Raw genomic sequence first — 26324 nt, 5'->3', positions numbered from 1 at the left:
TTGACCTTCATCCGGACGCCCTCGCGGCCCTTGCCGGGCTGCACACGCGTCACCCGCCCCTGGGCATCCACATGCACCCGGTCACCCGTGATGAGGGTGACCACCGACGCGGCGGACTGCGCCTGCCGCGCCTTCGCCGCGAACGCCCGGGCGGCTTCCGCACTGTCGGCGCCGACGGCCGAAGCCGCACCCGCGGTGGCACCTGACGTCAGCCCGGCCGTGAGCAGAGCGGCCACCATGACAGCGCCGGCCCTCTTCTTGTACGTACGCAAAACTCCCCCAACGTTGAGGCGTTCGATCAAACGAGTGATCGAAAACAGTGCATACCGAGTATGTCCGAGCGGCTGCATACTGAGTATGAACAGAAGGACGTGGATCACCGTCGATGGGTTGCCCTCGCACAGCGACCGATTTTTCCGTGACCGGCCGGTGACGCGAGCGGGTCGAGCGGGTCAGGTACGGTCGCCGGCGCTGACCAGCCCTGTCTCGTACGCGACGATGACCGCCTGGACCCGGTCGCGGAGGCCGAGTTTGGCGAGGATGCGGGCGACATGGGTCTTGACGGTCGCCTCGGCCAGGTGGAGGCGCGCGGCGAGTTCGGCGTTGCTCAGTCCTCGGGCCAGCAGGCCGAGCACCTCCAGTTCGCGCGGGGTGAGCGAGGCGAGGTCGCGGTGGTGGGCGGCGGTGTCGCCGCCGCGCTGCGCGAAGCGCCGGACGAGGCGGCGGGTGATGGCGGGCGCCAGGAGGGCGTCGCCGGTACGGACCGTGCGGACGGCCGCGGCCAGATACTCCGGGGTGACGTCCTTGAGGAGGAAGCCGCTGGCCCCGGCGGAGAGCGCCGCGTAGACGTACTGGTCCAGGTCGAAGGTGGTCAGGATGAGGACGCGGGGCTCGCCCGGGGCGCCGGTGAGGATGCGGCGGGTGGCCTCCAGACCGTCCGTCCCGGGCATGCGGATGTCCATCAGGACCACATCGGGCCGGGTGCGGCGGGCCGCTTCGACGGCTTCGTCCCCGTTGGTCGCCTCGGCGACGACGTCGATGCCGTCGGCGCCGAGGATCATCCGGAATCCGGTACGGACCAGGGTCTGGTCGTCGGCGAGCAGCACCCGCAGCGGCTCGGTCACGGTGCCTCCAGGGGGATCAGCGCTTCCACCCGGTAGCCGCCGGTGAGGCGCCGTCCGGTGGTCAGGGTTCCGTCGAGGACGGCGAGGCGTTCGCGCAGCCCGATCAGGCCCCGGCCGCTTCCCGCGCCGGCGCCCGCGCCCGGGCGGCCACCGGTGTCGGTGACATCCACCCGCAGCTGGTCGGGGCCGTACGCGACGGTCACGGTGGCGGTGGCGCCGGACGCGTGCTTCACGGTGTTGGTCAGGGCTTCCTGGACCACGCGGTAGGCGGCGAGTTCGAGGCCGGGCGGCAGCGGCCGGGGCGGTCCTGTCACGGTCAGGGAGACCGGCAGCCCGGCCTCCCTGACCCGCCCGACGAGCGTCTCCAGCTGGTCCAGGCCGGGTTGCGGGGCCAGCGCCGCCGGCACACCGGCCGGGTCCACCGCCGTACCGGCAGGGTCCGTGCCTCTGCCCGCGCCGCCGCCCGTGCCTCCGTCCGCGCCTCTGTCCGTGCCTCCGCCCGTCGCCTCGCTCTCGTCCGCCATGGTGAGCAGCCCCATGACGTGCCGCAGTTCGGTCATGGCCGCCCGGCCGCTCGCCTCGACGGTGAGCAGCGCCTCGCCGGCCTGTGCGGGGGAGGTCTTCATGACCTTGCGGGCGGCGCCCGCCTGGATGATCATCACGCTGACGTTGTGCGTGACGACATCGTGCAGTTCGCGGGCGATCCTGGCCCGCTCGCTCGCGACGGCCCGCCGCAGCGCCTCGGACTGTTCGCGCTCCAGGGCGGAGAGCCGGGTGCGGCCCTCGTCGGTGCGGAGCTTCCAGGTGCGCAGCCCGACGGCGGCCACGGCCATCGGGACCAGGATCAGCAGGGCGATGTACTCGTTGGGGACGATCGGCGTCACCGAGTTCCCCGCCGTACCGACCAGCAGGACCGCCACCGGCAGCGCCCCCAGGGCCGCCACCCGGTACGGGCTGTACACGGCCGCGCTGTAGACGGCGATGACGAACGCGTAGAAGGTCAGCCGCATGACGCTGTGCGGTGTCGCCAGGGTCGCGGCCGTCACGACGCACAGCACGGCGAGCGGGTAGCGGCGGCGCAGCGCGAGGGCGGCCGAGGCGATGAACGCGAGGGCCACCATGAAGGCCATGCCGCCGGGTCCCGCCGGGCGCGGCACGACGTGCTCCACACCGGGCGCGATCTCCCGGATGACGACGTTATTGGCGTTGTCGATGCCGTAGTAGACGGTGGCGACGCCGAGTGCCAGCGCCACCAGCGCGTCGAACCGCCGGGCGCGCGGGGTGGGCCGCGGCGGCGGACCGCTCGGCAGCCGGACATCGCGGACCGCACGGCGTGCGGCTTCCGGCAACGGCAACGGCAGCGGCAGCCGCGTCCGCGTCCGTAGCCGCTCCAGCGTCGTACGTACGTCCCTCACCGGTTCATTGTCGCCGCCGCGCCGATCCGTGGAGTCCGCCCCGGTGGCCATTCCCGCCGCACCGGATACATCACCCGCCTACATCGCAGGGATGACGATTCCGGGGATCATCCCGGCGCGGTACGGCAAGGGGTCCCGGCGGGCGACGCGGGCGGGCGGGTGCCGCTTCTAGCGTTCGGGCAGCCAACCGCCTTACCCGAGGAGCCACTTCATGACCACGCCGGTGATCGAACTGAGCGAGGTGAGCCGCCGGTACGACGACGGCCCGCCCGCACTGCACGAGGTGTCGCTGACCGTGCGGCCCGGCGAGGCCGTCGCGATCCTCGGCCCCTCCGGCAGCGGCAAGTCCACCCTGCTCAACCTGATCGCGGGCCTGGACAGGCCCGATACGGGGACCGTCACCGTGGACGGGGTACGGGTGGACCGGCTGGGCGAGGCCGGCTCCGCGCTCTACCGGCGGTCGAGGATCGGCATGGTCTTCCAGTTCTTCAACATGCTCGACGATCTGACCGTCTCCGACAACGTCGCCCTGCCCGCGCGCCTCGCGGGTATGGCACGCGGCGCGGCGGACCGCAGGGCGGCGGAGCTCCTGGAACTGCTCGGCATCGACCGGCACGCCCGTGCCCACCCGGGGCGGCTCTCCGGCGGCGAGCGCCAACGCGTCGCGGTGGCAAGGGCGTTGATGAACCGGCCGGCGCTGCTCCTGGCCGACGAGCCGACCGGCGCCCTCGACACGGCCGCAGGACAGGACGTCAGCGGGCTGCTCACCGACCTCAACGCCGAGGGCCAGACCATCGTGGTGGTCACCCACGATCTGGCGCTGGCCCGGTCCTGCACGAACCGTACGGTCAGGATCGCCGACGGCCGGATCGCGGAGGACGTCGTACGGTCGCGGGCCGTTGAGCAGGAGCCGGTGGCCCCGAAGCCGGTGGCTCCGAAGCCCATGGCCCCGGAGGCCGTCGCCCCGCAGGCCGCCGCCCCGGACGTCGTCCGATGAGCGCGCTCGGCAAGGTGGTGCGCTCGGGGGTCGGGCGGCGCCGGGTGCAGACGCTGGTGATCGGGCTCGCCACGATGATGGCGGTGGCCGCCTCCGTCCTCGGCGGCACGCTGCTGGTGGTCTCCGGCGCGCCCTTCGACGACGCCTTCGCCCAGCAGCGCGGCGCGCATCTGTCCGTACGGTTCGACGCGGGCCGGGTGAGCGCCGGGGAGCTGGCGAAGTCCAAGGACGCCGACGGGGTGAGCGGTGCGGCGGGGCCGTTCCGTACGGCGACGGTCACCCCGCGCGCGGACGGCGCCGGCCCCGGGTGGCCGATCACCGTGGTCGGCCGGGGCGGTCCCGGCCGGGACGTGGACGAGGTGGCGCTGCTCGACGGGCGGTGGCCCGCGCGCCCCGGCGAGGTCGTGCTGTCCGCCGACTCCGCGCTCTTCCCGACCATGGGCATGCGGATGTCCTTTCCCGGTCTCTCCGGCGCTCCGGCGCTGACGGTGGTCGGGGTGGCCCGCTCGGTCACGCGGACCGCCGATGCCTGGGTGGTGCCGTCGCAGATGCCGGCGCTCACCGCGCCAGGCAGCGACGGCTACCAGATGCTCTACCGCTTCACCGACGCGGGCACCGCCGCCCGGATCGCCGAGGGCCGCGCGGCCGTGACGGACTCCCTGCCGTCGGGAGCGGCCGTCGGCGAACAGTCCTGGCTCACCGTCAAGAGGAGCGCCGAGCGCGACACCGCCCTCTACGTCCCGTTCCTCGTCGCGTTCGGCGCACTCGGCCTGGTGATGTCGGTGCTGATCGTCGGCAACGTCGTCGCGTCGGCCGTCGGTACGGGAACGCGCCGTATCGGCATCCTCAAGGCCCTCGGTTTCACTCCGGCGCAGGTCGTACGGGCGTACGTCGGCCAGGCGTTGATCCCGGCTGCGGTCGGCACGGCCGCCGGTGTCCTCGCCGGACATCTGCTCGCCGTCCCCGTACTGGCCGAGACGGAGGAGGTGTACGGCGCCTCGTCCCTGGCGGTCGCCCCCTGGGTCGACGCGGCGGTGATAGCCGGGGTGCTCGGGCTGGTGGCGGCGACCGCGTGGGCGAGCGCCTGGCGGGCCGGCCGGCTGCGTACGGTCGACGCGCTCGCCGTCGGGCGGACCGCCGCGACGGGGCGCGGCAGGTGGGCGGCCCGGCTGGCCGGCCGGCTGCCGCTGCCGAGGCCGGTCGCGCTGGGCCTGGCCCGGCCCTTCGCGCGGCCAGCCCGCGCGCTGGCCATGGGCACGGCGGTCCTGTTCGGCGCCGCCGCCGTCACGTTCACCGTGGGGATGGGCGCGTCGCTGGGCCAGGTGATGAAGGCCAGGGCGCACGACGCCGCCGATGTCACGGTGCCCGCGCCCCTGCCGGACTTCGGACCGGGGGGACCTGGGGGACCGCAGAGCCCCGGCGATCGCCCCGATCCCGCAGCGGTCGCCGCGGCCATCAAGTCCGCCACCGGAACCGGGAAGTACTACAGCGCCGCGACCGTACGGGCGACCGTGTCCGGCCTGACCGGCACCGTCGACGTGATCGCCTTCACCGGCGACGCCTCCTGGGGCGGCTACACGATGGTCGCGGGACGCTGGATCGACAAGCCCGGCGAGGCCGTCGTCCCGACGCCCTTCCTGGCCGCCACCGGCACCCGTATCGGCGACACCGTCACCCTGAACGGTCTGAACGGCCTGAACGGCCCGGCCGCGCCGGTCACGGTCCGGATCGTCGGAGAGGTCCTCGACCCCCGCAACGACGGCATGCAGGTCTTCACCGACGCCGCGGCCCTCACGGCCGCACACCCCGACCTGACGGAGACGAGCCATCACATCGCGGTCGCGCCGGGCACCGACGTGACCGGCTACGTCAACGCGCTGAACAAGGACCTGGCGCCGCTGGGGGCGACCGCCCGGGTCGGCGGGCTCCGGACCGGCGGTGACATGGTCGTCACCCTCAACGCGCTCTCCGGCATGCTCACCCTGATGCTCGTCGCCGTCGCCGCGCTCGGTGTGCTCAACGGCGTACTGCTCGACACCCGCGAACGCGTCCGGGAGATCGGTGTCCACAAGGCGCTCGGCATGACGCCCCGGGGGACCCTCGCCATGGTCCTCACCTCGGTCGCCGTGACCGGACTGGTCGCCGGAGCCCTGGGACTGCCGCTCGGCGTACTGCTGCACGGGCTGGTCATCCCCGCGATGGGCGACAGCGTGGGGCTCCGCCTCCCCGACTCCGTCGTCGCCGTCTACCACGCGGCCCAGCTGCTCCCGCTCGCACTCGGCGGCCCGCTCATCGCGGCCCTGGGCGCGCTGCTCCCGGCGGGGTGGGCCGCCAAGTCCCGTACGGCCACGGCCCTGCGCACCGAATAGGCCGCGCGCACTGAATCGGCCGCGCGTACCGAATAGGCCCTGCGCACCGAATCGGCCACGCGTACCGAATGCCGAATGAGGTCGGGGCGGGTCCGAGCGCCCGGTGGGGTCCTGACCGGACCTATGCCGGGGCGCCGCCTCGGAGAACGAGTCGCCGCAAGGCGTCGAGCGCGGCCGGGGCGAGGGTGTCCGGGTGGTCGGCGTCGTGCAGCAGGTGGTCCACCCCGGGCAGTGGCACCCGGCCGGGACCGGCGACGTGTGCGCGGCGCAGGGCGGCGGTCAGGGCGTCCGTGGTGGCACAGGAGACCTGGGCGTCGTTCGTACCGCACGTCAGCAGCACCTCGGTCCCCGGCCGGAGTGCCGCGACGGCATCCGGCGGGTAGATGGCGTCGTCGCTCTCGACGAACCGGGCGTTCGGCCCTTGGAAGGCTTCGAAGAGCCGGGCGACCCCGGACGGCAGGTCGGTGGTGTCGACCGGTCGGTGTGCGCGCAGGGCGGTGACGGCGGCATCGATCGCCGCGTCGATGGTGCGCTGCTGCTCCGGGGTGAGATGGCCCTGTCGGGCCGCCTCGGCGGTCTGGTCCTTCAGTTGCAGCGCGACCAGGTCCAGCATGCGGATCGCCTGCGGTTGCAGCAGCGCCAGACCGGCCGGGCGCGGGTGGACGGTGCCGCCGAGCAGCAGCCCGGTCATCGCGCCCTCGCTGTGCCCGACGACCATCAGCGCGCGCGGATCGGTCTCCGGCTGATCGCGCAACGACGCGTAGGCGGCCGTGGCCTGGCGGACGTACGCCGGGTAGTCGAGTTCTTCGGGCCGGTCGCGGTAGGCGCCGAGCCCGGTGCGGCCGGTGCCGTACTTGTCGAACCGCAGTGTGGCGACCCGGTCGGTGCCGAGCGCGTCGGACATGTGCGCCAGGGTGTTCGGGGTGAGCGCGGGCGGCTGGTTGCCGTCGCGGTCGGTGGGTCCGCTGCCTGGCAGCAGCAGCGCGGCGCGCAGCCGCTGTCCGGGGCGGTGCGCGGGGATGTGCAGGGTGCCGTACGTCGTCGTTCCTTCGACGGTGAAGACGACCTCGCGGTCGGCGGCGGGCACGAGGGCGGGCGCCGCCTCGGCCGGGGTGGCGGTCAGGACGGTCAACGCCGTCAGGACCGCGGCGAAGTGGAGAAACACAGGTCTGCCTCTTTCGGCTCGGAGTGTTCTTGGCTTGGGGCGTTCTCGGCTTGGGGCGTTCTCGGCTCGGAGTGTTCTCGGATCGGGGTGCGATCAGCTCAGGGCGCTCTCGATCAGCGCGACGGTCGCGCGCGGGTCGTCGACCTGGAGGACCAGGCGGGCGTAGCGTTCGTCGGCGAGTTCGACGACGACGGTCTTCGACGGATCCTTGACGTTCCAGAAGACTCTCTCGCCGTCGAGATGGAACGTGCCCGCCGTGATCACACCGGGCAGGTGGGTGCCGGGCGCGCGGATCCCCTTGGGATCGGCGGCGATGCCGGGGTCGGCGGTCGCGCCACGGACGTTGACCAGCGGAATGGTCAGACTGCTCTTCTGGGCCCAGAGTCTGTCGAGCCCCTCCATCACGACGACGAGGTCGTCGCCGTCGATGCGGACCAGTGCCATGTCGGTCTTCCTTGTCAGCCGGAATGATCGAGGAGTCGGGCCAGGGCGCTGCCGACGCCACCGGGACTGCCGGGACCGTCGGTACTGCCGGGGCCATCGGTACTGCCGGGATTGCCGCGCAGGAGGATGCCCAGCGCGGCGGCCGTGAGGGCGGCGGCCAGATCGGCGGGAATGCCGAGCGCATCGGCGATCGCCCGGTCGACGGCGGCCAGCGCGTCCGCCACCTCGGCGGCGACCTCCTCGTCGACCGGTGCCCGTTCGACCACCGCGAGCAGCAGCAGACCGAGGTCGGCCGACGTGACGAGCCGCAGCGCGGTCGCGGCGTCCGGCGCGGCGGCGAGCGCGTCGGCCAAGGGGCGTACGTCGTCGGCGAGATGGCGGCGCAGGGCGATCAGGTAGAGGCCGCGCTTGCTGCCGAACGTCTTGTACAGGCTGTTGCGGTGCACACCGAGATGGGTGACGAGATCGTCAACGGACACCCCGTCGTACGCACGCCCGCCGAAGAGACCAACGGCGGCGCGCACCGCCTCGTCCTCGTCGAACGCCCTTGGTCTGCCCATGACTTGACAGTAGACAGTTGAGGAACGATCGGTCAAGAACGATCGTTCCTCAACTGTCGGCGGCTACAGCTACAGCTACAGCTACGACGTACGGCTGCGGCTGCGCCGGCTCCGCAGATCCTTGAGCACATGTTCGACCTTCCGGTGCGTGATCTCCAGATGACCGCACGGAAGGCATCGGCCCACGCGAGTGCTGCGGCCTCGCAGGCCGTCCCCGACATATCCATCGACCAGCTCGAAGAGGACGTGGTCGCGCTCGCGCAGAGCCTCGGCCGCACACCGCCGCTGGACATCTACGTACGGGCGAAGGAGCTGCTCGCCCTGGCACAGGAGATGCTGGACCGTACGCAGGTGCCGCGCCAGAGCCAGCGGATGTATCTGGCTGCGGGGCAGTGTGCGTCACTGCCGGCGGCGGCGTGCTTCGACCTCGGCGCGGTCAGGCCGTCCGTACAGCTCGTGCGTACGGCGGCGCTGTACGGGCAGGTCATCGAGCACGGCCCGTTGCAGGCGTTCGCGTACGGGGGCGGCGCTGGGGGAACGGATCGAGGAGTTCTGCCGGGGCGCCATGCCGCACCAGTTGGGCGGCGGCGCGCAGCTGTCGATAGGGGAGTAGGCGCGGGGCCTCAGCTGCCGAGGGCGGCGAGGATCTCGGCTTCCCGTGCGGCGGGGATGCCGTGCTTGGCCCACCGGGGATGGTCCACCGGCTGCCCGCCGCCGCTCAGCCTCTGCCAGGTGTCCTTGACCGTCTCGGCCAGCGGGCGGCAGGTCAGCCCGGCGGCGTACGCGCCCCTGGAGTCGATCTGCCAGGCTCCCGGATGGGTGCGCCAGAGCGGCAGCTCGGTCCACTGGCGCACGCGGTGCCGGACCAGCACCTCGTCCGGCGCCCACACCAGCTCTCCGTCGGACCGGGTCACTTCGAGGCAGGACGCGAGGAAGCCACCCATGGTCTCCCGCCCGATCGGCGCGGTCACATTGAAGACCCCACCAGCACCACTACTGGCCGTGGAGGCCGGGGCCCGGTCGAGCGCGAAACCGGCCACATCCCGTACGTCCACGGGCTGGATCGTCTTGTCGGCCCGCCCCGGCGCCAGCAGCCGCCCACCGCGCGCGGCCCGCCCCAGCCACCACGGCAAGCGCCCCACGTACTCTCCCGGTCCGAGGATGACCCCCGGTCGCAGCACCGTCGTCCGCGCGTCCCCGAAGGTGGTGAGCACGGCCCGCTCGGCGCCGGCCTTCTGCCGCCCGTAATGCAGATCGGGCCCTTCCGCGCCCTCCGGCATCCGCCCGTACGAACCGTCCGCGTCCGGCGGCCCGTCCAGCACCTCGGACACCTCGGTCAACGGCTTGTCCGGCCACCCCCGATACGCCGACACGGTCGATACGTAGACGTACCCCCCGGCCGACGCCTCCAGCGCCCGCGCCCCGGCCAGCACATCCCGGGGGGCCAGTTCGGAGGCGGAGGTATCGACGACGGCGTCCCAGGGGCCTTTCCCCGCCAGCCGCAGAAGATCAGCCGCAACGGTACGGTCACCATGCACCGCCCGCGCCCCGGCCACCGCTTCCCCGGAGAGTCCCCGGCTGAACGTCGTGACCTCCCACCCGCGCCCGAGAGCCTCCTCGACAACCGCCTTACCGAGGAACCAGGTTCCCCCCAGCACAAGAATCTTCATGCGGCGATCCTGCCCGCCGGGGTGGCCTCGGTGCCACCGGCAAGGCCGGGAGGACACGCGAGGACGCGGGCAGATACGGAAAAGCACGGAAAAGCACGGGAAAACGCGGGGAGGGGCGGGCGGAGCCTCGCGGCCCCGTCCACCCCTCCCCGTCGTCAAGTGGCCCGGTGTCAGGTGAGTTTCACCTTCTTCGGCGCCGACGTGCTGGTGAGGAAGTTGGTGTCACCTCCGTAAACGGCGGTGACGGTCGCCGTGCCCTTCTGGTTGGGGAGGGTGAAGGTGAAGGTGATCGCGCCCTTCTTCGACGCGGTCAGGGTGACCTCCTTGGAGGTCGACTTGCCGCCGACCTTCGCCGTCACCTTGATCTTGCCGGTCGGGTACGCGGCCCCGCTGTGGCCGCCGACCGTGACCTTGACGGTCTGGGACTTCCCCTTGGCCTGTGTGGTCTTGGTGAGGGTGAGCGTGGTCTTCGTCTTCGCCTTGGCGACCGTGAGGTTCTGCGTGGCGGTCCCGCTCGGGTCCACGAAGTCGGTGCCCGTGAACCGTACGGACACGGTGTGCTTGCCGACCTTGAGCGAGGCGGGCAGGGTGAACGAACCCGTCCCCTTGCTCCCGACCTTCGCCGTGAGCGAGCCGGTCCCGTAGTCGACGGCGACCGTACCGTTCGTGGCGCCGGCCACCGCGAAGGCGCCCGAGACCGCGTGGCCGTAGGCGGTCGACTTGGTCGCCAGGACCATGGCGATGGTGCTCTTCCCCTTCACCAGCACCAGTTGCACCGGGGCCGAGGCCGAGGTGTCGGCGGACGGCGTGCCGCCGAAGCCGGCGGTGAAGCTGTACGTCCCCGCCTTGAAGCCGGCCGGGAGCGTTAGCGACGCGGTGCCGTCGGCGACCGGGGCCGTACCGAGCACGGTGGTGCCGTTCCGGAAGGTGACGGTTCCGCCGTCGGTCCCCGGTCCTGTGACCGCCGCCTTGAGGGTGACCGCCTCGTTGATCCGCGGCGCCGCCGGGGTGAGCGTGAGCGAGGTCGTGGTGGTGGCCAGGACATCGATCTCGGCGGTGCCGGTGAAGCCGGAGCCGGCCCCGGCCGCGCGCAGCGTCGTCGTCCCGTACGGCTGGTCCGCGGGGACGGTGGCCTGGAAGGTGACGGAGCCGTCGGCCGCGGCGAGAGCGCTGCCGAGGGCCGTTTCGCCGATGCCGAACGCCACGCTCTCACGGGCGCGGTAGCCGGAGCCGCCGACCGTGAGGGCCGCGCCGGGCTCCGGGTCTGTGTCGCTCACCGTCAGCGTGCCCGGCCGGGTGAGCGCCGTGTACTCGTCGCAGGGGTCGCCCTGGACACCGACCGGCGGTGCGGGCGTCGCCGTACCGGTCAGGCCGTCGTCCTCGCGCACCGTGATGGTGCCGAAGGCCTGACTGCCCAGGACCGCGTCGGTGGAGTTGGAGACCCCCAGCTTGTACGCGGTGGTGGGGGCGGCGCCCGGGAGGGTGTCGCCCGTCGTGGGTACGTCGACCACGCGGCAGGTCGTACCCGGGTCGAACGTGACCTTCTGCATGGCGAGCCCGACCTTGCCGGTCGCCGAACCGATCACCGAGAGGTACGCGGAGACGGGCGACGTGCTCGCCTGCGACAGGTGGACGGCCACCTGGGCCGCGCTGGGACCGTTGCCCTCCTCGACCAGGGTGGAGGCGACGTTGACGGTCGGCCGTGACTGCGCACCGGGCTTGCCCAGCGCCTTGTTGCCGAAGCCGAGATCGGAGAGGTAGACACCGCCGGTATTGACACCGTCGGCGCCGACGGCCGCGGTGAAGGCGACCCTCGTGACACGGGTGAGGTCGAGCCCGGCGGCGGCGAGTGTCGCGGTGGGGACGTTCACTTGCTGGAGCACTATCTTGCCGAGGATCGTCGATCCGCTGGCGGGCATCCTCGTGACGCCCCACGCGTTGAGTTCGGAGACCCGGCTGCTCCAGGTGCGGCCGGCCGAGTCACTGACGCTCAGCGTCATGTCGGTACCGGTGGTGACGCTCTCGTCGGGCGACATGGCGACGGTCATCGTGTCGTAGCCCGAGACGTTCTGCTGGGCGGCCGGAAGCGTCACGGCGAGCGCGCCGGTCGTCGCCGTCCAGGTCAGATGGGTCATGACATTCAGCGGTACGTTCGGGGCGAACGCCGCCGGGGTCCAGTACGGCAGCTGCTGGTTGGTGAGGACGCTGCCCGGGTTGGTGCAGAGCGGATACGGCTCAGGCACCGTCCGCCCGGACTTGTTGGCGCAGACCGTGGCGGTGGCGGCGGTCGTCGTGCCGATGAGCGGGCTGGTCTTCTTGAACGTGGCGATGTCGCGGCGCGCCGAGGACGGCTGCTGGACGACCGTACGGACGTCGGTGAAGCCGGACACGGAGGGCGGCAGCAGTTGCGACCCGTCGAACATGCCCTGGAACTCGGTGCGTCCGCGCAGGGTCGCCTCGAAGAAGCCGGATATGTACGCGGCGCCGACCTGGTACTGCTGCGGGGCGGTGAGCCGGATGTTCTTGCCGGAGGCCAGCGCGGTGGCGTTGGTCCCGCACACGGCGTCGGAGGCGCTCGACCAGTCGTCGGAGCCGCCCGGAACCGGCGGGGTCCACTGGGAGTTGAAGTAGTTGTGGTCGGCGCCCATCACCCAGAGGGCCGAGCGGTGCACGTCGTCGGAGAACGTGTCCCGCGAGTCGGCGTAGAAGTGCTGCCCCTGGAGGTCCGACACGTCACCGTCGCAGTACGGGAGCATCGTGGTGGTGATCACGTCGGGCAGCGTCGTACGGGTGAAGTCGACCGGGGCCAGCGGCAGTACGGACTTGATGCCCCACGGCTGCGGCAGGGCCGCGTTGAGCGTCGTCGCGGCCACCACGCCCTCGCCGCCGCGCGAGTGGCCCATGAGCCCGATCGAGCCGAAGTCCATGGAACCGACGAGCTGGGCCGGGGTGAGGGTGCCGCCGGGGCGGGTGTCCCTGCCGGCCGCCAGCGCCTGCTCCAGGGTGACGTCCCGGTCGGTCGCCGCGTCGCGCAGTACGACGGGCTCGCCGCTGTCGGCCTTCTTCAGCAGGCTCAGCGTGTCGAGGACGAGCTGACCGCGGGCGCGCGCGCCGTAGTCGGGGGCGAGCTGGTTGTCGTTGGCGTTGATCGCGTTCGCGGAGATCGACACGACGGTCACCCCGTCGGCCGCGAGCGCCTCGGCGGCGCCGTCGTAACCGGCGTAACTGAGGATCGGTGCCGTGCCCGCCGGACAGGGCCAGCCGCTCTGGGCCCGCAGGGTCGTGGTGTTGTAGCAGGAGCTGTGGCGGCCGTGCTGGAAGATCACCACCGGGTGCGGCTTGCCGTCGGTCGGGACGTAGACACGTCCCTGGACCTCACCGCGGATACCGCCGATCCCCGCGAGCGCGATGGACTGGGCGCCGAAGTTGTAGTCCGCGACGGTGTACGAGCCGGTGCCGACGGCCGTCGGGTCGTCAGCGGTCGTCCCCGCGCCACCGATGTCCCCGGCGACCGCGTTCGCGGCGAGCCGCGGGTTGGCCTCGGCCTTGGCCTCTGAGGCGGCCTCGGTCAGCTTCCGCGCCTTGGACTGGGCCGCCGCCGACAGCAGGGTGGTCGGCCCGGTGGCCGTGCTGTTGCCGCCGGTGGACCACTGCCAGGTGACCTTCTTGGCCGTGGCCACCGAGTCGTCGGTCGTACTGACCGTCAGCGTCCGGCCATCGGCGGACTCCACGGCGGGACCGAGATCGATTCCGTCGGCGACCAGTTCGGGAAGGTCGCTCTTGACGGGGAGCGCGTCGTCCAGGTCCAGCGCGACGACGTACCCGCCGGCCGCCCTGGTCACGGTCCACCCGTCTCCCGAACGGACCACGGCGGACGGCGAGTCCGCCGCCGTGGCGAGGGGAGCCGTCACAACAGACAGCGCGCTGAGCGCCACCAGCGCCGCGGCTCCTGCGGCAAGCGGACGCAGCCGCGTCCGCTGGGGTCTTGATATGTGCACCTGTGCCTGACCTCTCACTTTCGAGTGCGCGAGCGTGACGCCCGTGCGCGGCGCATCCGAAGACGCGTCCGCTTCAACTGATCGACAGCCGCACGAACATTCACATCTCGATCACATCTTCGGGGGGTCGAAACACAGATGTTCGCTACTTTTGATCTAGACATCATGTAAATCACCCTGAATGGCGACTTCACCGATAAATCGCCCGACGCCTGTGACCTGCGCTTACGCGAAACGCGTTACATGGGGCATAGATGACGGCCCGTCACGAATTTGAGCCGAACCGGCGCGCCGACGCACCGGCAGAGCACGCCACGCTCGCCGTCCCGGCGGGGTGGTGCCCTCAGCCGAATCCGATGGCCAGGAAGAACGGAGCAAGGCTCAGCGTCACCGAGATCAGCCAGTACGGGTACGGCGGCGCCTCGGCGATCAGCGTGCGTCGTATCCACAGATTGACCAGTGTCCAGAACCCTGCGAAGCAGGCCACCACCGGCGCGATGATGACGAGCCACAGCAGCATCCCGTCGTCCTCGTTCGGGTCCTGCCGCGTCCATCCCAGCTCTGCCATTGGGCCGTTGGACAGGAAGTACCAGGTCAGGAAGATCGGTACGAGGGCCGGGATCCCGAGCAGCAGATTCACCACCACGGGAACGAAGGACTTCCACAGCGGCGCTTTCTTCACAGTCGCTCCGGGTTCGGTCGGCACGGTCGAGCTTGCTGTAGTTCTCCAGCACGGTGTACAGGCCGGTCAGTTCCGATCGACCTCGGAAAGGAGTGGACCGATCGTCTTGACCGAATCGAAGCCCTCGCCGTCAGCAAGAGGATCTCGGCTGAGGACCACAGTCACCTCGCGGCGTTCTCCGATGACTACGGGGAGCGTCTGGATGCAGCACGGCGCCGCCTGAGGGAGACCATGGGCAGCTTCGCTGAAGAGCAAGACGGCTGAGCCAACCGTCCTATCCGTCAGAACGATTCCGTGAAAGCCATGCCCGTAGAGAATGCCGAGGGCCGGCGTTTTCCATCGATGTGACAGCCCACCAGGCCGGCGGCTCGCCGTCTGACAGATGCACTTCGACGGGACAGCTGGGTCATGCCCCCAGATCCTCCGTGACGGGCAGGCACTCGGCGAGCAGGTCGACGACGTCGCGCCAGGCTCGCTGCGCGTGTCGTGGGTGGTAGCCGACGCCGGGGACCGTGGGGTGGTCGACCGGCGGGTGGTGGAAGGCGTGCAAGGCCCCTCCGTAGACCGTGAGGCGCCAGTCGACGCCCGCGGCCTGCATCTCGGCGGTGAACGCGTTCCGTTGCGCGGGCGGCATGATTGGGTCCTCCGACCCGACCCCGGCCCACACCGGGCAGCGGATGCGCGCCGCCTCGCCCGGCCGGCCGGTGGTAGTCGCGTTGACTGTCCCGATCGCGCGCAGGCTGACGCCGTCGCGCCCGAGTTCCAGCGCGATGGCGCCCCCGGTGCCGTAGCCGACGGCGGCGATCCGGTCGGGGTCGGTCCGCGGTTCGGCGCGCAATACGTCGAGCGCCGCGTGGCCGATGCCCCGCATCCGGTCGGGGTCGGCGAGCAGCGGCAGGCAACGGGCCAGCATCTCCTCGGGGTCGCCCAAATAGCGTCCGCCGTGGAGGTCGAAGGCCAGCGCTACGTATCCCAGCTCGGCGAGAGCGTCGGCCCGGCGGCGCTCGACGTCGCTGAGCCCCATGCCCTCCGGTCCGAGCAGCACCGCGGGCCGGCGGTCGACACCGGCCGGGAGCGCGAGGTGCCCGATCATCGTCAGACCGTCGGCCGGGTACTCGACCGTACGCGTCGTCATCGTCGTCATGAGGCTGGACTGTAGTGATCGTCGAGCCCGGTCCGGCCGGTGTTCCGCCGCTGGCAGAAAGGCGCGAGTGTCCCTCTGACCCGTCACAAACGAGGAGCCCGCCAAGGCCGGCCGACCCCTACGTTCCTCGACGTCCAGCCGTCCAGCCGTCCAGCCGTCCAGCCGTCCTGGCGGACTGCTGGACGTCCCGGCGTTTGCGGTGTCCCTGGAAGGGGCCTCAGGAATCGAGCACGGCGGCGACGGCCTCGATCTCGACCAGTTGGTCCTTGTAGCCGAGCACGGTGACGCCCATCAAGGTGCTGGGGACGTCATGGTCAGCGAATGAGTCCCGGACTACCTGCCAGGCGGCCACCAGGTCCTCCTGCCCGGCCGTAGCGACGAGAACCCGTGTGCTGATGACGTCCTGGAGTGACGCGCCTGAGGCGGTAAGAGCGGCCTCCATGTTCTCGATGGCTTTCGCTGCCTGGCCCGCGTAGTCCCCGATCGCCGCTGTGGAGCCGTCTTCGTTCAGCGGACACGCCCCAGCGAGGAAGATCAGGCGTGACTCGGCGGGCGCCGTGGCCGCGTAGGCGTACTCGGCGACGTCGGACAGGGAAGCGGATCGGATCAAAGTGATGGCACGAGCCACGGTCGTGGGGTCCTTTCCCATCGGATGTCGAGCGCGGACATCCTGCCAACGGCCGGTTGGCGCCGCTCAAGGTGGACCTGGATACGGACAAGCTCATCAGCCAGGGCGCGCACTTCTTGGGACTGACCAAGAAGGATCTTGTCGCTGAGGCGGTACGTGCCTATCTGGAGCAGCGTCGTGAGGATCTGCGGGTCGGCATGGTCGAAGCGCTTCAGGTGCTGGACGGTTCGCTGAAGTCGGATGTGATGCTGCTGACTGGGCTGACCGCGGAGGAGATCGATGCGGTCGGCGGGATCGACGAGTAACGGGAGTCCCCCTGATGCGTCCTGCTCGGCCCACGCTGCGCTGTCTGCGTGACGACTTGGATCTGCCGGTGCCCGCGGTCACGGTGCCGCTGGCGGAGATCGGTCATCCGCTGTTGGCCAAGGCGGCGGAGCAGTTCTCGGGGGAGGATTCCAAGCACGAGCGGATCCGTTCCGTCGATGACCAGGTTCTGTTCAAGGTGAAGGTGCAACGGTGGCGCGGCGCGGTCTGGATCGATGCGGATCTTCCGTGGCTGGTTGCCGCGGGCGGCGCGAGGACGGCTCGGGTGGCGATTTCTATGCCGCGCTGGAATCGGACGGGAAGGCGGCTCGGCCCGTCACAACGCCAGCCATGCCGACGGGCTGAAGACGTCCACGTACACCGGCCATCTGCTGCCGGCGAGGGAAGACCACGTCAGGTATCAGGCTGAGGCCGGAGTGCGGTTCGTCCGGCACCTTCGGGCCGCGATCCTGGATCTGTCCAGGTCCACTCCGAGGGACGGCCGTGAGCACGCGGTGGACTTCGATACCTTCACCCTCGGCCTGCAAGTCCGCGCGGACGACGGGCACGAGACCTATGTCGCGGTACGTATCACCGGTTCGGTCCCCGCGAACCTGGCCACCGTGATCCTGGGCAACGTTCCCGGATGTGAGGCGGGCGGCTGGTATCCCGAGTACGCCCTGCCGGGAGCGCGACCTGCTCCCGGCTGAGCAGGCCTGGTCGAATCTGATGGACCCGCTCGCGGCGGCCAGGCTGTTCGGCGAAGACGTCTGACGGGACCGCGGGTTGGCCCGATCGTATTCCTCGGTGCTGTGTGAGGCCGGAGCGCAAGAACCGGCCGAGGGATCTGTGGGGCGGATCCCTCCGTGGGCAGACACAACGCGCCTGCCGTCCGGGCCAGTTGCGTGGATGCCGGCTCCTGTGCCGCACGGCCGTGTGGACACGTCCACACGCAAAACACCCCCCTGATCGCGTTTCCGCAGTTCAGGAGGGTGTGAGAGCGGTAGCGGAGGGATTTGAACCCGCTTGCGTGACCCGTCTCACCTGCGGTTTTTCCCGAGAGTGGGACATACCACCCCGTTTCCATCCCGCTGGACCCTGCTCGATCGGCCTCTGACGGGTCCGGTGTGGACGTGTCCACACCGCAAGCAGGGCCTCCGGCGGTCCGTTTCGCCTGCCTTCTCTCGGTGGTCGATCCGGGGTGTGCGGTGGCTGTTGGTTCCGTGCCCATCCTGCCGGAGGCTGCTCAGAACGGTCGTGCAAGGGCCTGAATCCATCTTGGCGAATGGTCGCAGAGTGTAATCGGTATGTGGTGTGGCACGGACGGCGGTGAGGCACCGGGAACATCTCCGTAGGCGCGGGGCCGACAGTGGTCGGCGTCGACCATGACCACGGTCACCGGAACACCCCCGCGGGCGCGGGGCCGACTGAGAGGCGGCCCAGATCGGCACCGTCTCACAAGGAACACCCCCGCGGGCGCGGGGCCGACAACGTGCCGAACCCGATCCCGATCCCACCCGCCGGAACACCCCCGCGGGCGCGGGGCCGACTGACCGGCGGGCAGATCCGTGGGGCGGATAAGGGGAACACCCCCGCGGGCGCGGGGCCGACTTGATCAGGACCGCACGGTTCGCGTCCAACGTCGGAACACCCCCGCGGGCGCGGGGCCGACCGCCGAGGGCGATGTCGAGGGTGGCGCCGGAGAGGAACACCCCCGCGGGCGCGGGGCCGACGGTGAGCGGGGGCAGGGAGCGCACCCGTGGTACGGAACACCCCCGCGGGCGCGGGGCCGACCTACGCGCCCGCGCCGACCAGGTCGCCGGAGTCGGAACACCCCCGCGGGCGCGGGGCCGACCCGTACGGCTCCTCGTCGAAGCCGACGCGACCGGGAACACCCCCGCGGGCGCGGGGCCGACACGCGCCCCGCGCTCGGGAAGTCGAGCCCGATCGGAACACCCCCGCGGGCGCGGGGCCGACGCCCGGCGTCCCTCGACGGTGCCGTTGACCGTCGGAACACCCCCGCGGGCGCGGGGCCGACGGCACCAGCGCGGGCAGCAGCGCGACCACCAGAGGAACACCCCCGCGGGCGCGGGGCCGACATGTGGATGCAGGACAGGGCGACAACGGTCGGCGGAACACCCCCGCGGGCGCGGGGCCGACGTGCGCGACGGTCTCGGCGGTGCCGCGTGAGCAGGAACACCCCCGCGGGCGCGGGGCCGACCCCATCGGAGATGGGGGTGGGTGACAGCCTCGCGGAACACCCCCGCGGGCGCGGGGCCGACATCCGGCGGCGCGGGTCGCTGCGGGCGATCATCGGAACACCCCCGCGGGCGCGGGGCCGACGCACGCCGGGCATGCGACAGCGAGGGCGGGGAGGGAACACCCCCGCGGGCGCGGGGCCGACGCGCTGTGACGCGAGAGACTGACCCCATGGCCAGGAACACCCCCGCGGGCGCGGGGCCGACGTGCCATCCTGCCCACCCCGCTGCCCGACCGGCGGAACACCCCCGCGGGCGCGGGGCCGACGTCCGAGCCTCCCGCTGACGCACCGCGCATCGTGGAACACCCCCGCGGGCGCGGGGCCGACCAGCGGCTGAGCTGGCTCCGGACGCTGTCCTCCGGAACACCCCCGCGGGCGCGGGGCCGACAGTTTTCGGGACTCGGGAGTAAATGATATGGGAGGAACACCCCCGCGGGCGCGGGGCCGACTCGCCGGTTGTCAGTGCGCCGGTGACGTCGCCTGGAACACCCCCGCGGGCGCGGGGCCGACGGTCGCTGCGCGGCAACCGCCGCTGCTGCTCCCGGAACACCCCCGCGGGCGCGGGGCCGACGCTACCGTCGTATGTGTCAACACCAGACGGGAGGGAACACCCCCGCGGGCGCGGGGCCGACCTCGGGCGGCAAGACCACGCCCGGCACGACCAGGGAACACCCCCGCGGGCGCGGGGCCGACACGTCGGCGAGGTCCCCGAGCGTCGCGCGCACCGGAACACCCCCGCGGGCGCGGGGCCGACCAGCTCGGCGACCTGGTGGGCGTTGAGCCGACGGGAACACCCCCGCGGGCGCGGGGCCGACCGGCCCAGCTGCGCCATCACCCGGCTCGGGCTCGGAACACCCCCGCGGGCGCGGGGCCGACGCGATCAGGTGCAGCCGGTCCGGGCCCGTCACAGGAACACCCCCGCGGGCGCGGGGCCGACAGAGCCCGCCGACCAAAAGGCCGGCGGGCTCGGGGAACACCCCCGCGGGCGCGGGGCCGACGGGGCGCACGCGGGGGACAGGACATCGACCACGGGAACACCCCCGCGGGCGCGGGGCCGACCACCCCGAGCACCGGGCCGAGTGGGCCGACGGCGGAACACCCCCGCGGGCGCGGGGCCGACACGAATACCAGCCCGCAACTCCGTTTCGACAACGGAACACCCCCGCGGGCGCGGGGCCGACAGGCGGCGACGCGCGCGGTCGACGGCGCCCTGCGGAACACCCCCGCGGGCGCGGGGCCGACGATCAGCGCCGGAAGGGGTGGAACCGATGGCCGGGAACACCCCCGCGGGCGCGGGGCCGACACTCCCGGGCCCGCCGGCAATGGCTCGCTAAGGGGAACACCCCCGCGGGCGCGGGGCCGACCACGCATGCGGGTGGAGCGAATCGCGGAAGCACGGAACACCCCCGCGGGCGCGGGGCCGACTCGCCAGATGAACTTTGACCAGCGACCGGAGGGGGAACACCCCCGCGGGCGCGGGGCCGACGCTCGCTGGGGGGCAGTAACCGACGACAGCCAGGGAACACCCCCGCGGGCGCGGGGCCGACCCACCGGCCGACGAGTCGGAGTGCTGGCGGGAGGGAACACCCCCGCGGGCGCGGGGCCGACTTCGACGTCGACTTCAACGACTACCGCGGCACCGGAACACCCCCGCGGGCGCGGGGCCGACAGGCCGGAGAGCGGCCTCGGCGGTGGCCCTGAGGGAACACCCCCGCGGGCGCGGGGCCGACTGGGTGGGCGAGCGCGGCCCCGAGCTGGTCCGGGGAACACCCCCGCGGGCGCGGGGCCGACCGCTGGGCTGTTCTGCGACGACGGTCCCGAGGCGGAACACCCCCGCGGGCGCGGGGCCGACTCGGACGTCGCGGTGATCTGGATCAGCGGTGTGGGAACACCCCCGCGGGCGCGGGGCCGACCGTCCGTACCAGCGGTGGGCGGGCCCGTCTGTGGGAACACCCCCGCGGGCGCGGGGCCGACCGTCCGTACCAGCGGTGGGCGGGCCCGTCTGTGGGAACACCCCCGCGGGCGCGGGGCCGACGCGAGGTAGTTGAGGGTGAGGGCGGGGAGCTGGGGAACACCCCCGCGGGCGCGGGGCCGACGGCCAGGCCGTGTCCGCCGTGCCGTAGCAGTATGGAACACCCCCGCGGGCGCGGGGCCGACAAGCTCCGCGCCCAGATGGATACCCGTCCGCCGGGAACACCCCCGCGGGCGCGGGGCCGACCCCCGCGTCGCCGCCGACATCGCGGACGCGGTCGGAACACCCCCGCGGGCGCGGGGCCGACCGCGCTCCCTCAGAACATGCCCCGGATCCTGGCGGAACACCCCCGCGGGCGCGGGGCCGACGGCTGTCGGCATTGGAGAGAGAGCATGAAGGCAGGAACACCCCCGCGGGCGCGGGGCCGACCGCGCGGGAAGCCGCCGCGCCCCTGCTCCGAGAGGAACACCCCCGCGGGCGCGGGGCCGACTCGATGTCGTCGGGCGAGTGCGCGCCGAACAGCGGAACACCCCCGCGGGCGCGGGGCCGACTGACGGCATCCCTCACAAGGGCACGAGCAGCAGGGAACACCCCCGCGGGCGCGGGGCCGACCTGCCGATCCACCGGCTCAGCGCGTGACGGCTCGGAACACCCCCGCGGGCGCGGGGCCGACCTCCGCGAGAGCGTGGCGGGCGCGCGCGGCGGCGGAACACCCCCGCGGGCGCGGGGCCGACGCCATCAAGAACGGGTTGTCGGGGTGGGTCCAGGGAACACCCCCGCGGGCGCGGGGCCGACTGACTCGGGTCTGAGCTGCCTGAAGGGAGACGCGGAACACCCCCGCGGGCGCGGGGCCGACCGCTTTAAATTCAGTCGCGCGAATCACAGCAGAGGAACACCCCCGCGGGCGCGGGGCCGACTCGCACATCCCGTCGTCGCCGGTGCAGCAGGGGGGAACACCCCCGCGGGCGCGGGGCCGACCGGACGGCAACCGCGCGCCCGGTGTTGTTCACCGGAACACCCCCGCGGGCGCGGGGCCGACTCCCAGAAGATCTTGTCGATCTGGGCGATGCGCGGAACACCCCCGCGGGCGCGGGGCCGACCCGCGCCACGGTGCGACTGTCCAGCCGAGCGCCGGAACACCCCCGCGGGCGCGGGGCCGACTCCGACGAAATGGGCGACGCTATCGCCGATACAGGAACACCCCCGCGGGCGCGGGGCCGACAAGGAAGCGATCGAAGAGGAGCTGCGGCGCCAAGGAACACCCCCGCGGGCGCGGGGCCGACCCCCGGCTGCGGCGATGGTCGGGATGGCCTCGGGGAACACCCCCGCGGGCGCGGGGCCGACCGTGGCGTCCTCGGTGTGCTGGTCGGTCATGACGGAACACCCCCGCGGGCGCGGGGCCGACCGTTAGACGGATGATGGCCCCGTCGTCGGCGCGGGAACACCCCCGCGGGCGCGGGGCCGACTACCACCCCACCGCATCCGGCGGGACGTCATCCGGAACACCCCCGCGGGCGCGGGGCCGACTTGATGATGTTCCCGGCGTGGTTGGTGCGGCGCGGAACACCCCCGCGGGCGCGGGGCCGACTCGCGGTTCGCGTCAGCGACAGACCGGAGGTTCGGAACACCCCCGCGGGCGCGGGGCCGACGCGTCAGCGGGCGGCACGACGAAGAGCGTGTGGGGAACACCCCCGCGGGCGCGGGGCCGACCACAGGATGAAGTTTGGCGGGGGGGCCGTCGGCAGGAACACCCCCGCGGGCGCGGGGCCGACGCGGAAATCCTGGTGATATCGCGACGCTATCAGGGAACACCCCCGCGGGCGCGGGGCCGACTGCACCTTTGCCTATGCCGGTCTGACCTGGGGTGGAACACCCCCGCGGGCGCGGGGCCGACTCATACCGAGAGGTGCAGCCGGTACCGCAAGGCGGAACACCCCCGCGGGCGCGGGGCCGACTTCGACACGCCACCGAAAAGGGCTCCGAGCACCGGAACACCCCCGCGGGCGCGGGGCCGACATCCGGTCAGCAGAGCGGTAGTACCACCCGCGCGGAACACCCCCGCGGGCGCGGGGCCGACCGGGCTTCCCGCGCACCGGAACCCCAGCAGCCGGGAACACCCCCGCGGGCGCGGGGCCGACCGCGTGAGCGCGGAGGGCTTCAGCGGGGCGGTAGGAACACCCCCGCGGGCGCGGGGCCGACTGTGGCGTAACTCTGTACTGTCATGGATGCCGAGGAACACCCCCGCGGGCGCGGGGCCGACCCACCGTCTGCCACTCCGCCGCCGCGCCCACCCGGAACACCCCCGCGGGCGCGGGGCCGACACTTGCTGACCTGGTCCTTTATCTGGAGAAGGCTTCGTTTTCATTCAGTGGGATCGACCTGAAGCGTTCAACGAGGAGCAGTCGACAAGCGTCAGAAATGAACAATTGCGCTCGATTCCCCACTCGTTGTCAGTGCCGCCACTTACGCTGCCCAATCACCTTACTGAACTGAGTGGACGGGGGCGGGGTGTCCCGCAGCGGCGTTGAATCCGGTAGCGGTTGCGATGATCTTCTCGGCGTGCTGTGGGGGAAGTCCGAAGAGAAGGCCGGCGGGACGATGAACCTGCTGTTGTCGCATCTCCTGGACACAGCTGCGGTTGCGGAACGTATGTGGGACGACTTCCTGGCGCCGTCCACCAAGCGAATGCTGGATGAGAGCGCAGGAGGCGCGGGCAAGGGGCGGCGTCTGCTCTCCTGGTTGTGCGGGGTGCATGACTGTGGGAAGGCGACGCCGGCTTTCCAGCGGATGTGGGTGAAGGGCGCTGAGGCGGTGCGTGCTGCCGGGCTCGGTTGGTCCGAGGCGGCTATCGCTAACTGTAAGTGGCGGCATGACCGAGCTGGTGGGTATCTGCTGCAGAAACTGCTGCCGAGCGGTGGCTGGTGCGAGGAACAGGTCTCCTGGGTCTGGCCGTTGGTGGCGGGGCACCACGGTGCGTTCCCCAGCCGTGCCATCACCCAGCCGGCGCGTAAGGCGCGGGGGCAGTTGGCCGGTAGCGGGCGTTGGCCCGAAGTCCAGCTGGCGTTGGTAGAGCGTTTCACCGAGGAGTTGGGTTTTGGCGACCTGGCTGAGGTGGAGCCGTGCCGGGTTCCGTCGCGGGCGGCGCAGTTACATCTGAGCGGGCTCATTGTGATGGCGGACTGGATCGCCAGCGACGAGAGGCACTTCAAGGGCGTCGATGTCCTGGCGAAGGTGACCCTGGACAACGCACGGGTGCGCGCCGGACTGGCGTGGGAGGCGCTTGGCCTGCGTGGTGGGTGGGGTCGTCTGGCCGAGCCGGGGCCGGAGGCGTTCGGTGATCGGTTCGGGCAGAGTCCTCGTCCGTCGCAGCGGATGGTGATGGAGGCGGCGCGGAGGATGGAGGCCCCCGGGCTGCTGGTGGTCGAGGCGCCGATGGGTGAAGGGAAGACGAAGGCCGCGCTGTTGGCGGCGGAGATCCTGGCGGCGAAGTTCGGGGCAGATGGTGTGTTCGTGGGGATGCCGACACAGTCCACCAGCGACCCGATGTTCAGCCAGGTAAGAACGTGGGTCGCCATGGTCGACGAGGGCTTGGACTCTCAGGTTGCCCTGCTTCATGGCAAGCGGATGTTCAACAAGGAATGGCGGCAACTGCTCGATCCAGGTGCCGACTCGGCTTCCGAGGCCAGGTTCGGAGGGATCGACGCGTACGGCGAGTGTGAGGGCGACGACCTCTACGGCGACGACCTCTACGGGGACGGCGATCCGTACTGCGGGAGCGGCGCCAACGCGCGAGCGGGTCTGCCGGATCAGCCGTCGTCGCGTGGACCAGCGGAGTGGTTCCTGGGCGCGAAGCGGGGGCTGCTGTGTCCGTTCGTGGTGGGGACCATCGACCAGTTGCTGTTCGCCGCGACCCGGACCAGGCATGTGATGCTCCGTATGGCGGGGCTGGCCGGCAAAGTCGTGGTGCTCGACGAGATCCACGCCGCGGATGTCTACATGTCCCAGTTCCTCAAGGAGGGCTTGCGTTGGCTGGGGCAGGCGGGTGTTCCGGTGGTTCTGCTGTCCGCGACGCTTCCGCCGCGGCAGCGCCGTGAGCTGATCGACGCCTATCTCGCCGGTGCCGTGTCCCGAGAGGAGTTCACGGCCGAGGGCCTGCCCGATCCGCTGGGGTATCCGTCGGTCAGCGCAGCGTGGCTGGCGCCCGACGGCTCCGGTCCGCGGTTCGCTGTCGAGGACTGTGCCGGCTGGCGCAACGATCTTTCCGTCGCGGTTGGGTTCATGCCGGAGACGATTCCCGGCCGGCAGACGCCGTACGAAAAGAGGGAAGCGATCAAGGCCGAGACGAACGCGTCGGTTGCCGCGTACCTCGGCCGCGAGCTTGCCGACGGCGGGTGCGCGCTGGTGATCCGGAACACCGTGGACCGCGCGCAGTCCCTGTATACCGAACTCCGCAAGAGTTTCGGTGACGAGGTGCTTCTGCTGCACGGACGCATCGCCGTCGGACCGCGAGCTGACCGTACGGAAAAGTGCCTGAGCCTGCTCGGCGCGGCGAAGAAGGGCCTGCCGCCCAGCAGACCGGCGCGGTTGATCGTGGTCGCTACTCAAATCGCGGAGCAGTCCTTCGACGTCGACGCGGATCTCCTCATCACCGACCTTGCCCCGATCGACCTGGTGCTTCAGCGGGTCGGCCGTCTGCACCGGCACGAGGCGACTCGGCGTTGCGGGCGGCTGGCCAGACCTCGTGTGGTGATCACTGGATTCGCCGGCGCGGACGGTGCGTGCGAGGTCACGGGCTTTGAAGACGGTACGACGGCACTGGAGCGGCCCGCACCGCGGTTTCTCGGCGGGTCCGAGTTCATCTACGGGCGGCACCTACTTCTCAGGGCGGCGGCGCTGCTGTTCACGGCTGGGGACGGCTGGCGTATTCCGGCGCAGGTTCCGGAACTGGTCGCGGCCGGCTACGGGGAGGGCGAGGACGGGATGCCGCAGGCGTGGCGCGAGGACGCGGCGTCAGCTCGGTTGCGGTGGGAGGACGAGCAGCGGCGGCGGGCTGATAACGCGGCCGACTGTCTCCTGACCCGACGGGGTGACAGAGAGGGCACGACCCTGTCCGGACTGCACTACTCCTCGGTTCCGGGTGCGGGCCGTGACACGGACCTGGACGCGGTGGTCCGTGACGGCGAGGCCAGTACGGAGGTCATCGTCGTGGTTCACGACGGTGAGACGTACCGGACCCTGGCGGGGCGTTCCCTGACGGTGAACGGGGACGTTCCGGACGAACTGCTGGAGGAGGTCCTCGGTGGGACGGTGAGACTTCCGCCGCGCTATACGGCGGCTGCGGCTCAGGAGCTCGTTCCACTGCCAGGATGGCTCGGTCACCCGCGGCTCGGATACAGCCCGGCACTCGTCCTCGACTCCGGATACGGGACGGTTCTCGCCGATCGAGCAGTGCGTTACGAGCAGGACCTGGGGCTGGTGGAGGAGAGGGCTCCCGCCGGGCGGCCCGGGAGATAGCGGGAGACGGAACGGGTTCTCAGCGTTCCGCGTTCCGCGGAGCGAGCGGGGAGAGAACGGGGGGAGAGGACCGCCCGGA

The 26324-nt window shown here is 71.8% G+C and carries 18 protein-coding genes and 1 CRISPR repeat array; of the genes, 6 read left to right on the top strand and 12 right to left on the bottom strand.

The window, feature by feature from the left end; translation table 11 throughout:
- The 3 genes from AB0389_RS19475 to AB0389_RS19465 all read right to left on the bottom strand — a co-directional run.
- Positions 1–272, bottom strand: a 272-nt coding sequence (locus tag AB0389_RS19475; protein WP_366396655.1) for a hypothetical protein, incomplete at its 3' end; no start/stop codon positions are given.
- Positions 273–452: 180 nt separating this feature from the next.
- Entirely contained in the window at positions 453–1124 is a 672-nt protein-coding gene (locus AB0389_RS19470) for a response regulator transcription factor (protein ID WP_366396654.1), read from the bottom strand.
- On the bottom strand, positions 1121–2590 hold the full coding sequence (locus tag AB0389_RS19465) for a histidine kinase (RefSeq protein WP_366396653.1): 1470 nt from the start codon (positions 2588–2590) through the stop codon (positions 1121–1123). Before AB0389_RS19465 ends, AB0389_RS19470 begins: the two co-directional genes overlap by 4 nt.
- A 160-nt stretch (positions 2591–2750) precedes the next feature.
- On the opposite strand from AB0389_RS19465, the gene AB0389_RS19460 reads away from it, so the two are divergent.
- The gene (locus tag AB0389_RS19460) at positions 2751–3536 is read left to right on the top strand and encodes an ABC transporter ATP-binding protein (protein WP_366396652.1); all 786 of its coding nucleotides are present in this window, start codon (positions 2751–2753) and stop codon (positions 3534–3536) included.
- Entirely contained in the window at positions 3533–5905 is a 2373-nt protein-coding gene (locus tag AB0389_RS19455) for an FtsX-like permease family protein (RefSeq protein ID WP_366396651.1), read from the top strand. The genes AB0389_RS19460 and AB0389_RS19455 overlap by 4 nt, the downstream gene beginning before the upstream one ends.
- 121 nt (positions 5906–6026) lie before the next feature.
- Here the strand turns inward: AB0389_RS19455 and AB0389_RS19450 are convergent, their stop codons facing one another.
- The 9 genes from AB0389_RS19450 to AB0389_RS19410 form a co-directional block, all read right to left on the bottom strand.
- Positions 6027–7070, bottom strand: a complete 1044-nt coding sequence (locus AB0389_RS19450) for an alpha/beta hydrolase (RefSeq protein ID WP_366396650.1) — start codon at positions 7068–7070, stop codon at positions 6027–6029.
- A gap of 93 nt (positions 7071–7163) precedes the next feature.
- Entirely contained in the window at positions 7164–7514 is a 351-nt protein-coding gene (locus AB0389_RS19445) for a hypothetical protein (RefSeq protein WP_366396649.1), read from the bottom strand.
- Between the two features lie 14 nt (positions 7515–7528).
- Positions 7529–8074, bottom strand: a complete 546-nt coding sequence (locus tag AB0389_RS19440; RefSeq protein ID WP_366396648.1) for a helix-turn-helix domain-containing protein — start codon at positions 8072–8074, stop codon at positions 7529–7531.
- A 399-nt stretch (positions 8075–8473) separates the two neighbouring features.
- The gene (locus tag AB0389_RS19435) at positions 8474–8641 is read right to left on the bottom strand and encodes a hypothetical protein (RefSeq protein WP_366396647.1); all 168 of its coding nucleotides are present in this window, start codon (positions 8639–8641) and stop codon (positions 8474–8476) included.
- Between the two features lie 56 nt (positions 8642–8697).
- Entirely contained in the window at positions 8698–9744 is a 1047-nt protein-coding gene (locus AB0389_RS19430) for an NAD-dependent epimerase/dehydratase family protein (RefSeq protein ID WP_366396646.1), read from the bottom strand.
- Between the two features lie 170 nt (positions 9745–9914).
- Entirely contained in the window at positions 9915–13679 is a 3765-nt protein-coding gene (locus AB0389_RS19425) for an Ig-like domain-containing protein (RefSeq protein WP_366396645.1), read from the bottom strand.
- A 406-nt stretch (positions 13680–14085) separates the two neighbouring features.
- A complete protein-coding gene (locus AB0389_RS19420) occupies positions 14086–14424 on the bottom strand; it encodes a hypothetical protein (protein ID WP_366396644.1) in 339 nt (112 codons plus the stop codon).
- Positions 14425–14830: 406 nt separating this feature from the next.
- A complete protein-coding gene (locus tag AB0389_RS19415) occupies positions 14831–15568 on the bottom strand; it encodes a dienelactone hydrolase family protein (RefSeq protein ID WP_366396643.1) in 738 nt (245 codons plus the stop codon).
- Between the two features lie 217 nt (positions 15569–15785).
- Entirely contained in the window at positions 15786–16196 is a 411-nt protein-coding gene (locus tag AB0389_RS19410) for a Rid family hydrolase (protein ID WP_366396642.1), read from the bottom strand.
- A gap of 56 nt (positions 16197–16252) precedes the next feature.
- Between AB0389_RS19410 and AB0389_RS19405 the strand changes: the two genes are divergently transcribed.
- The 4 genes from AB0389_RS19405 to cas3 all read left to right on the top strand — a co-directional run bounded on the left by AB0389_RS19405 (position 16253) and on the right by cas3 (position 26245).
- Positions 16253–16501, top strand: a complete 249-nt coding sequence (locus AB0389_RS19405; RefSeq protein ID WP_366396641.1) for a hypothetical protein — start codon at positions 16253–16255, stop codon at positions 16499–16501.
- Positions 16502–16515: 14 nt separating this feature from the next.
- Complete coding sequence (locus AB0389_RS19400) at positions 16516–16929, top strand: hypothetical protein (protein ID WP_366396640.1); 414 nt, start codon at positions 16516–16518, stop codon at positions 16927–16929.
- Positions 16930–17014: 85 nt separating this feature from the next.
- Positions 17015–17209, top strand: coding sequence for a hypothetical protein (locus AB0389_RS19395; protein ID WP_366396639.1), 195 nt, complete (start codon positions 17015–17017; stop codon positions 17207–17209).
- Between the two features lie 630 nt (positions 17210–17839).
- A CRISPR array of direct repeats spans positions 17840–23052; the repeat unit is 28 nt; unit sequence GGAACACCCCCGCGGGCGCGGGGCCGAC.
- A gap of 187 nt (positions 23053–23239) precedes the next feature.
- On the top strand, positions 23240–26245 hold the full coding sequence (gene cas3 / locus AB0389_RS19390) for a CRISPR-associated helicase Cas3' (RefSeq protein ID WP_366396638.1): 3006 nt from the start codon (positions 23240–23242) through the stop codon (positions 26243–26245).
- Positions 26246–26324: the final 79 nt, after the last annotated feature.

Origin of the sequence: Streptomyces sp. NPDC093109, assembly GCF_040701725.1 — a bacterium.
Classification (GTDB): Bacteria; Actinomycetota; Actinomycetes; order Streptomycetales; family Streptomycetaceae; genus Streptomyces.
The sequence above is the reverse complement of the archived record's forward strand: the minus strand, read 5'-3'. Positions and strand labels throughout refer to the sequence as shown.

Bases quoted from the DNA above. Each gene is read 5' to 3' on its own strand.
- AB0389_RS19440 (WP_366396648.1), bottom strand. From the start codon at position 8,074: ATGGGCAGACCAAGGGCGTTCGACGAGGACGAGGCGGTGCGCGCCGCC.
- AB0389_RS19415 (WP_366396643.1), bottom strand. From the start codon at position 15,568: ATGACGACGATGACGACGCGTACGGTCGAGTACCCGGCCGACGGTCTG.
- AB0389_RS19435 (WP_366396647.1), bottom strand. From the start codon at position 8,641: ATGGCGCCCCGGCAGAACTCCTCGATCCGTTCCCCCAGCGCCGCCCCC.
- AB0389_RS19465 (WP_366396653.1), bottom strand. From the start codon at position 2,590: ATGGCCACCGGGGCGGACTCCACGGATCGGCGCGGCGGCGACAATGAA.
- AB0389_RS19445 (WP_366396649.1), bottom strand. From the start codon at position 7,514: ATGGCACTGGTCCGCATCGACGGCGACGACCTCGTCGTCGTGATGGAG.
- AB0389_RS19430 (WP_366396646.1), bottom strand. From the start codon at position 9,744: ATGAAGATTCTTGTGCTGGGGGGAACCTGGTTCCTCGGTAAGGCGGTT.
- AB0389_RS19400 (WP_366396640.1), top strand. From the start codon at position 16,516: ATGCGTCCTGCTCGGCCCACGCTGCGCTGTCTGCGTGACGACTTGGAT.
- AB0389_RS19460 (WP_366396652.1), top strand. From the start codon at position 2,751: ATGACCACGCCGGTGATCGAACTGAGCGAGGTGAGCCGCCGGTACGAC.
- AB0389_RS19455 (WP_366396651.1), top strand. From the start codon at position 3,533: ATGAGCGCGCTCGGCAAGGTGGTGCGCTCGGGGGTCGGGCGGCGCCGG.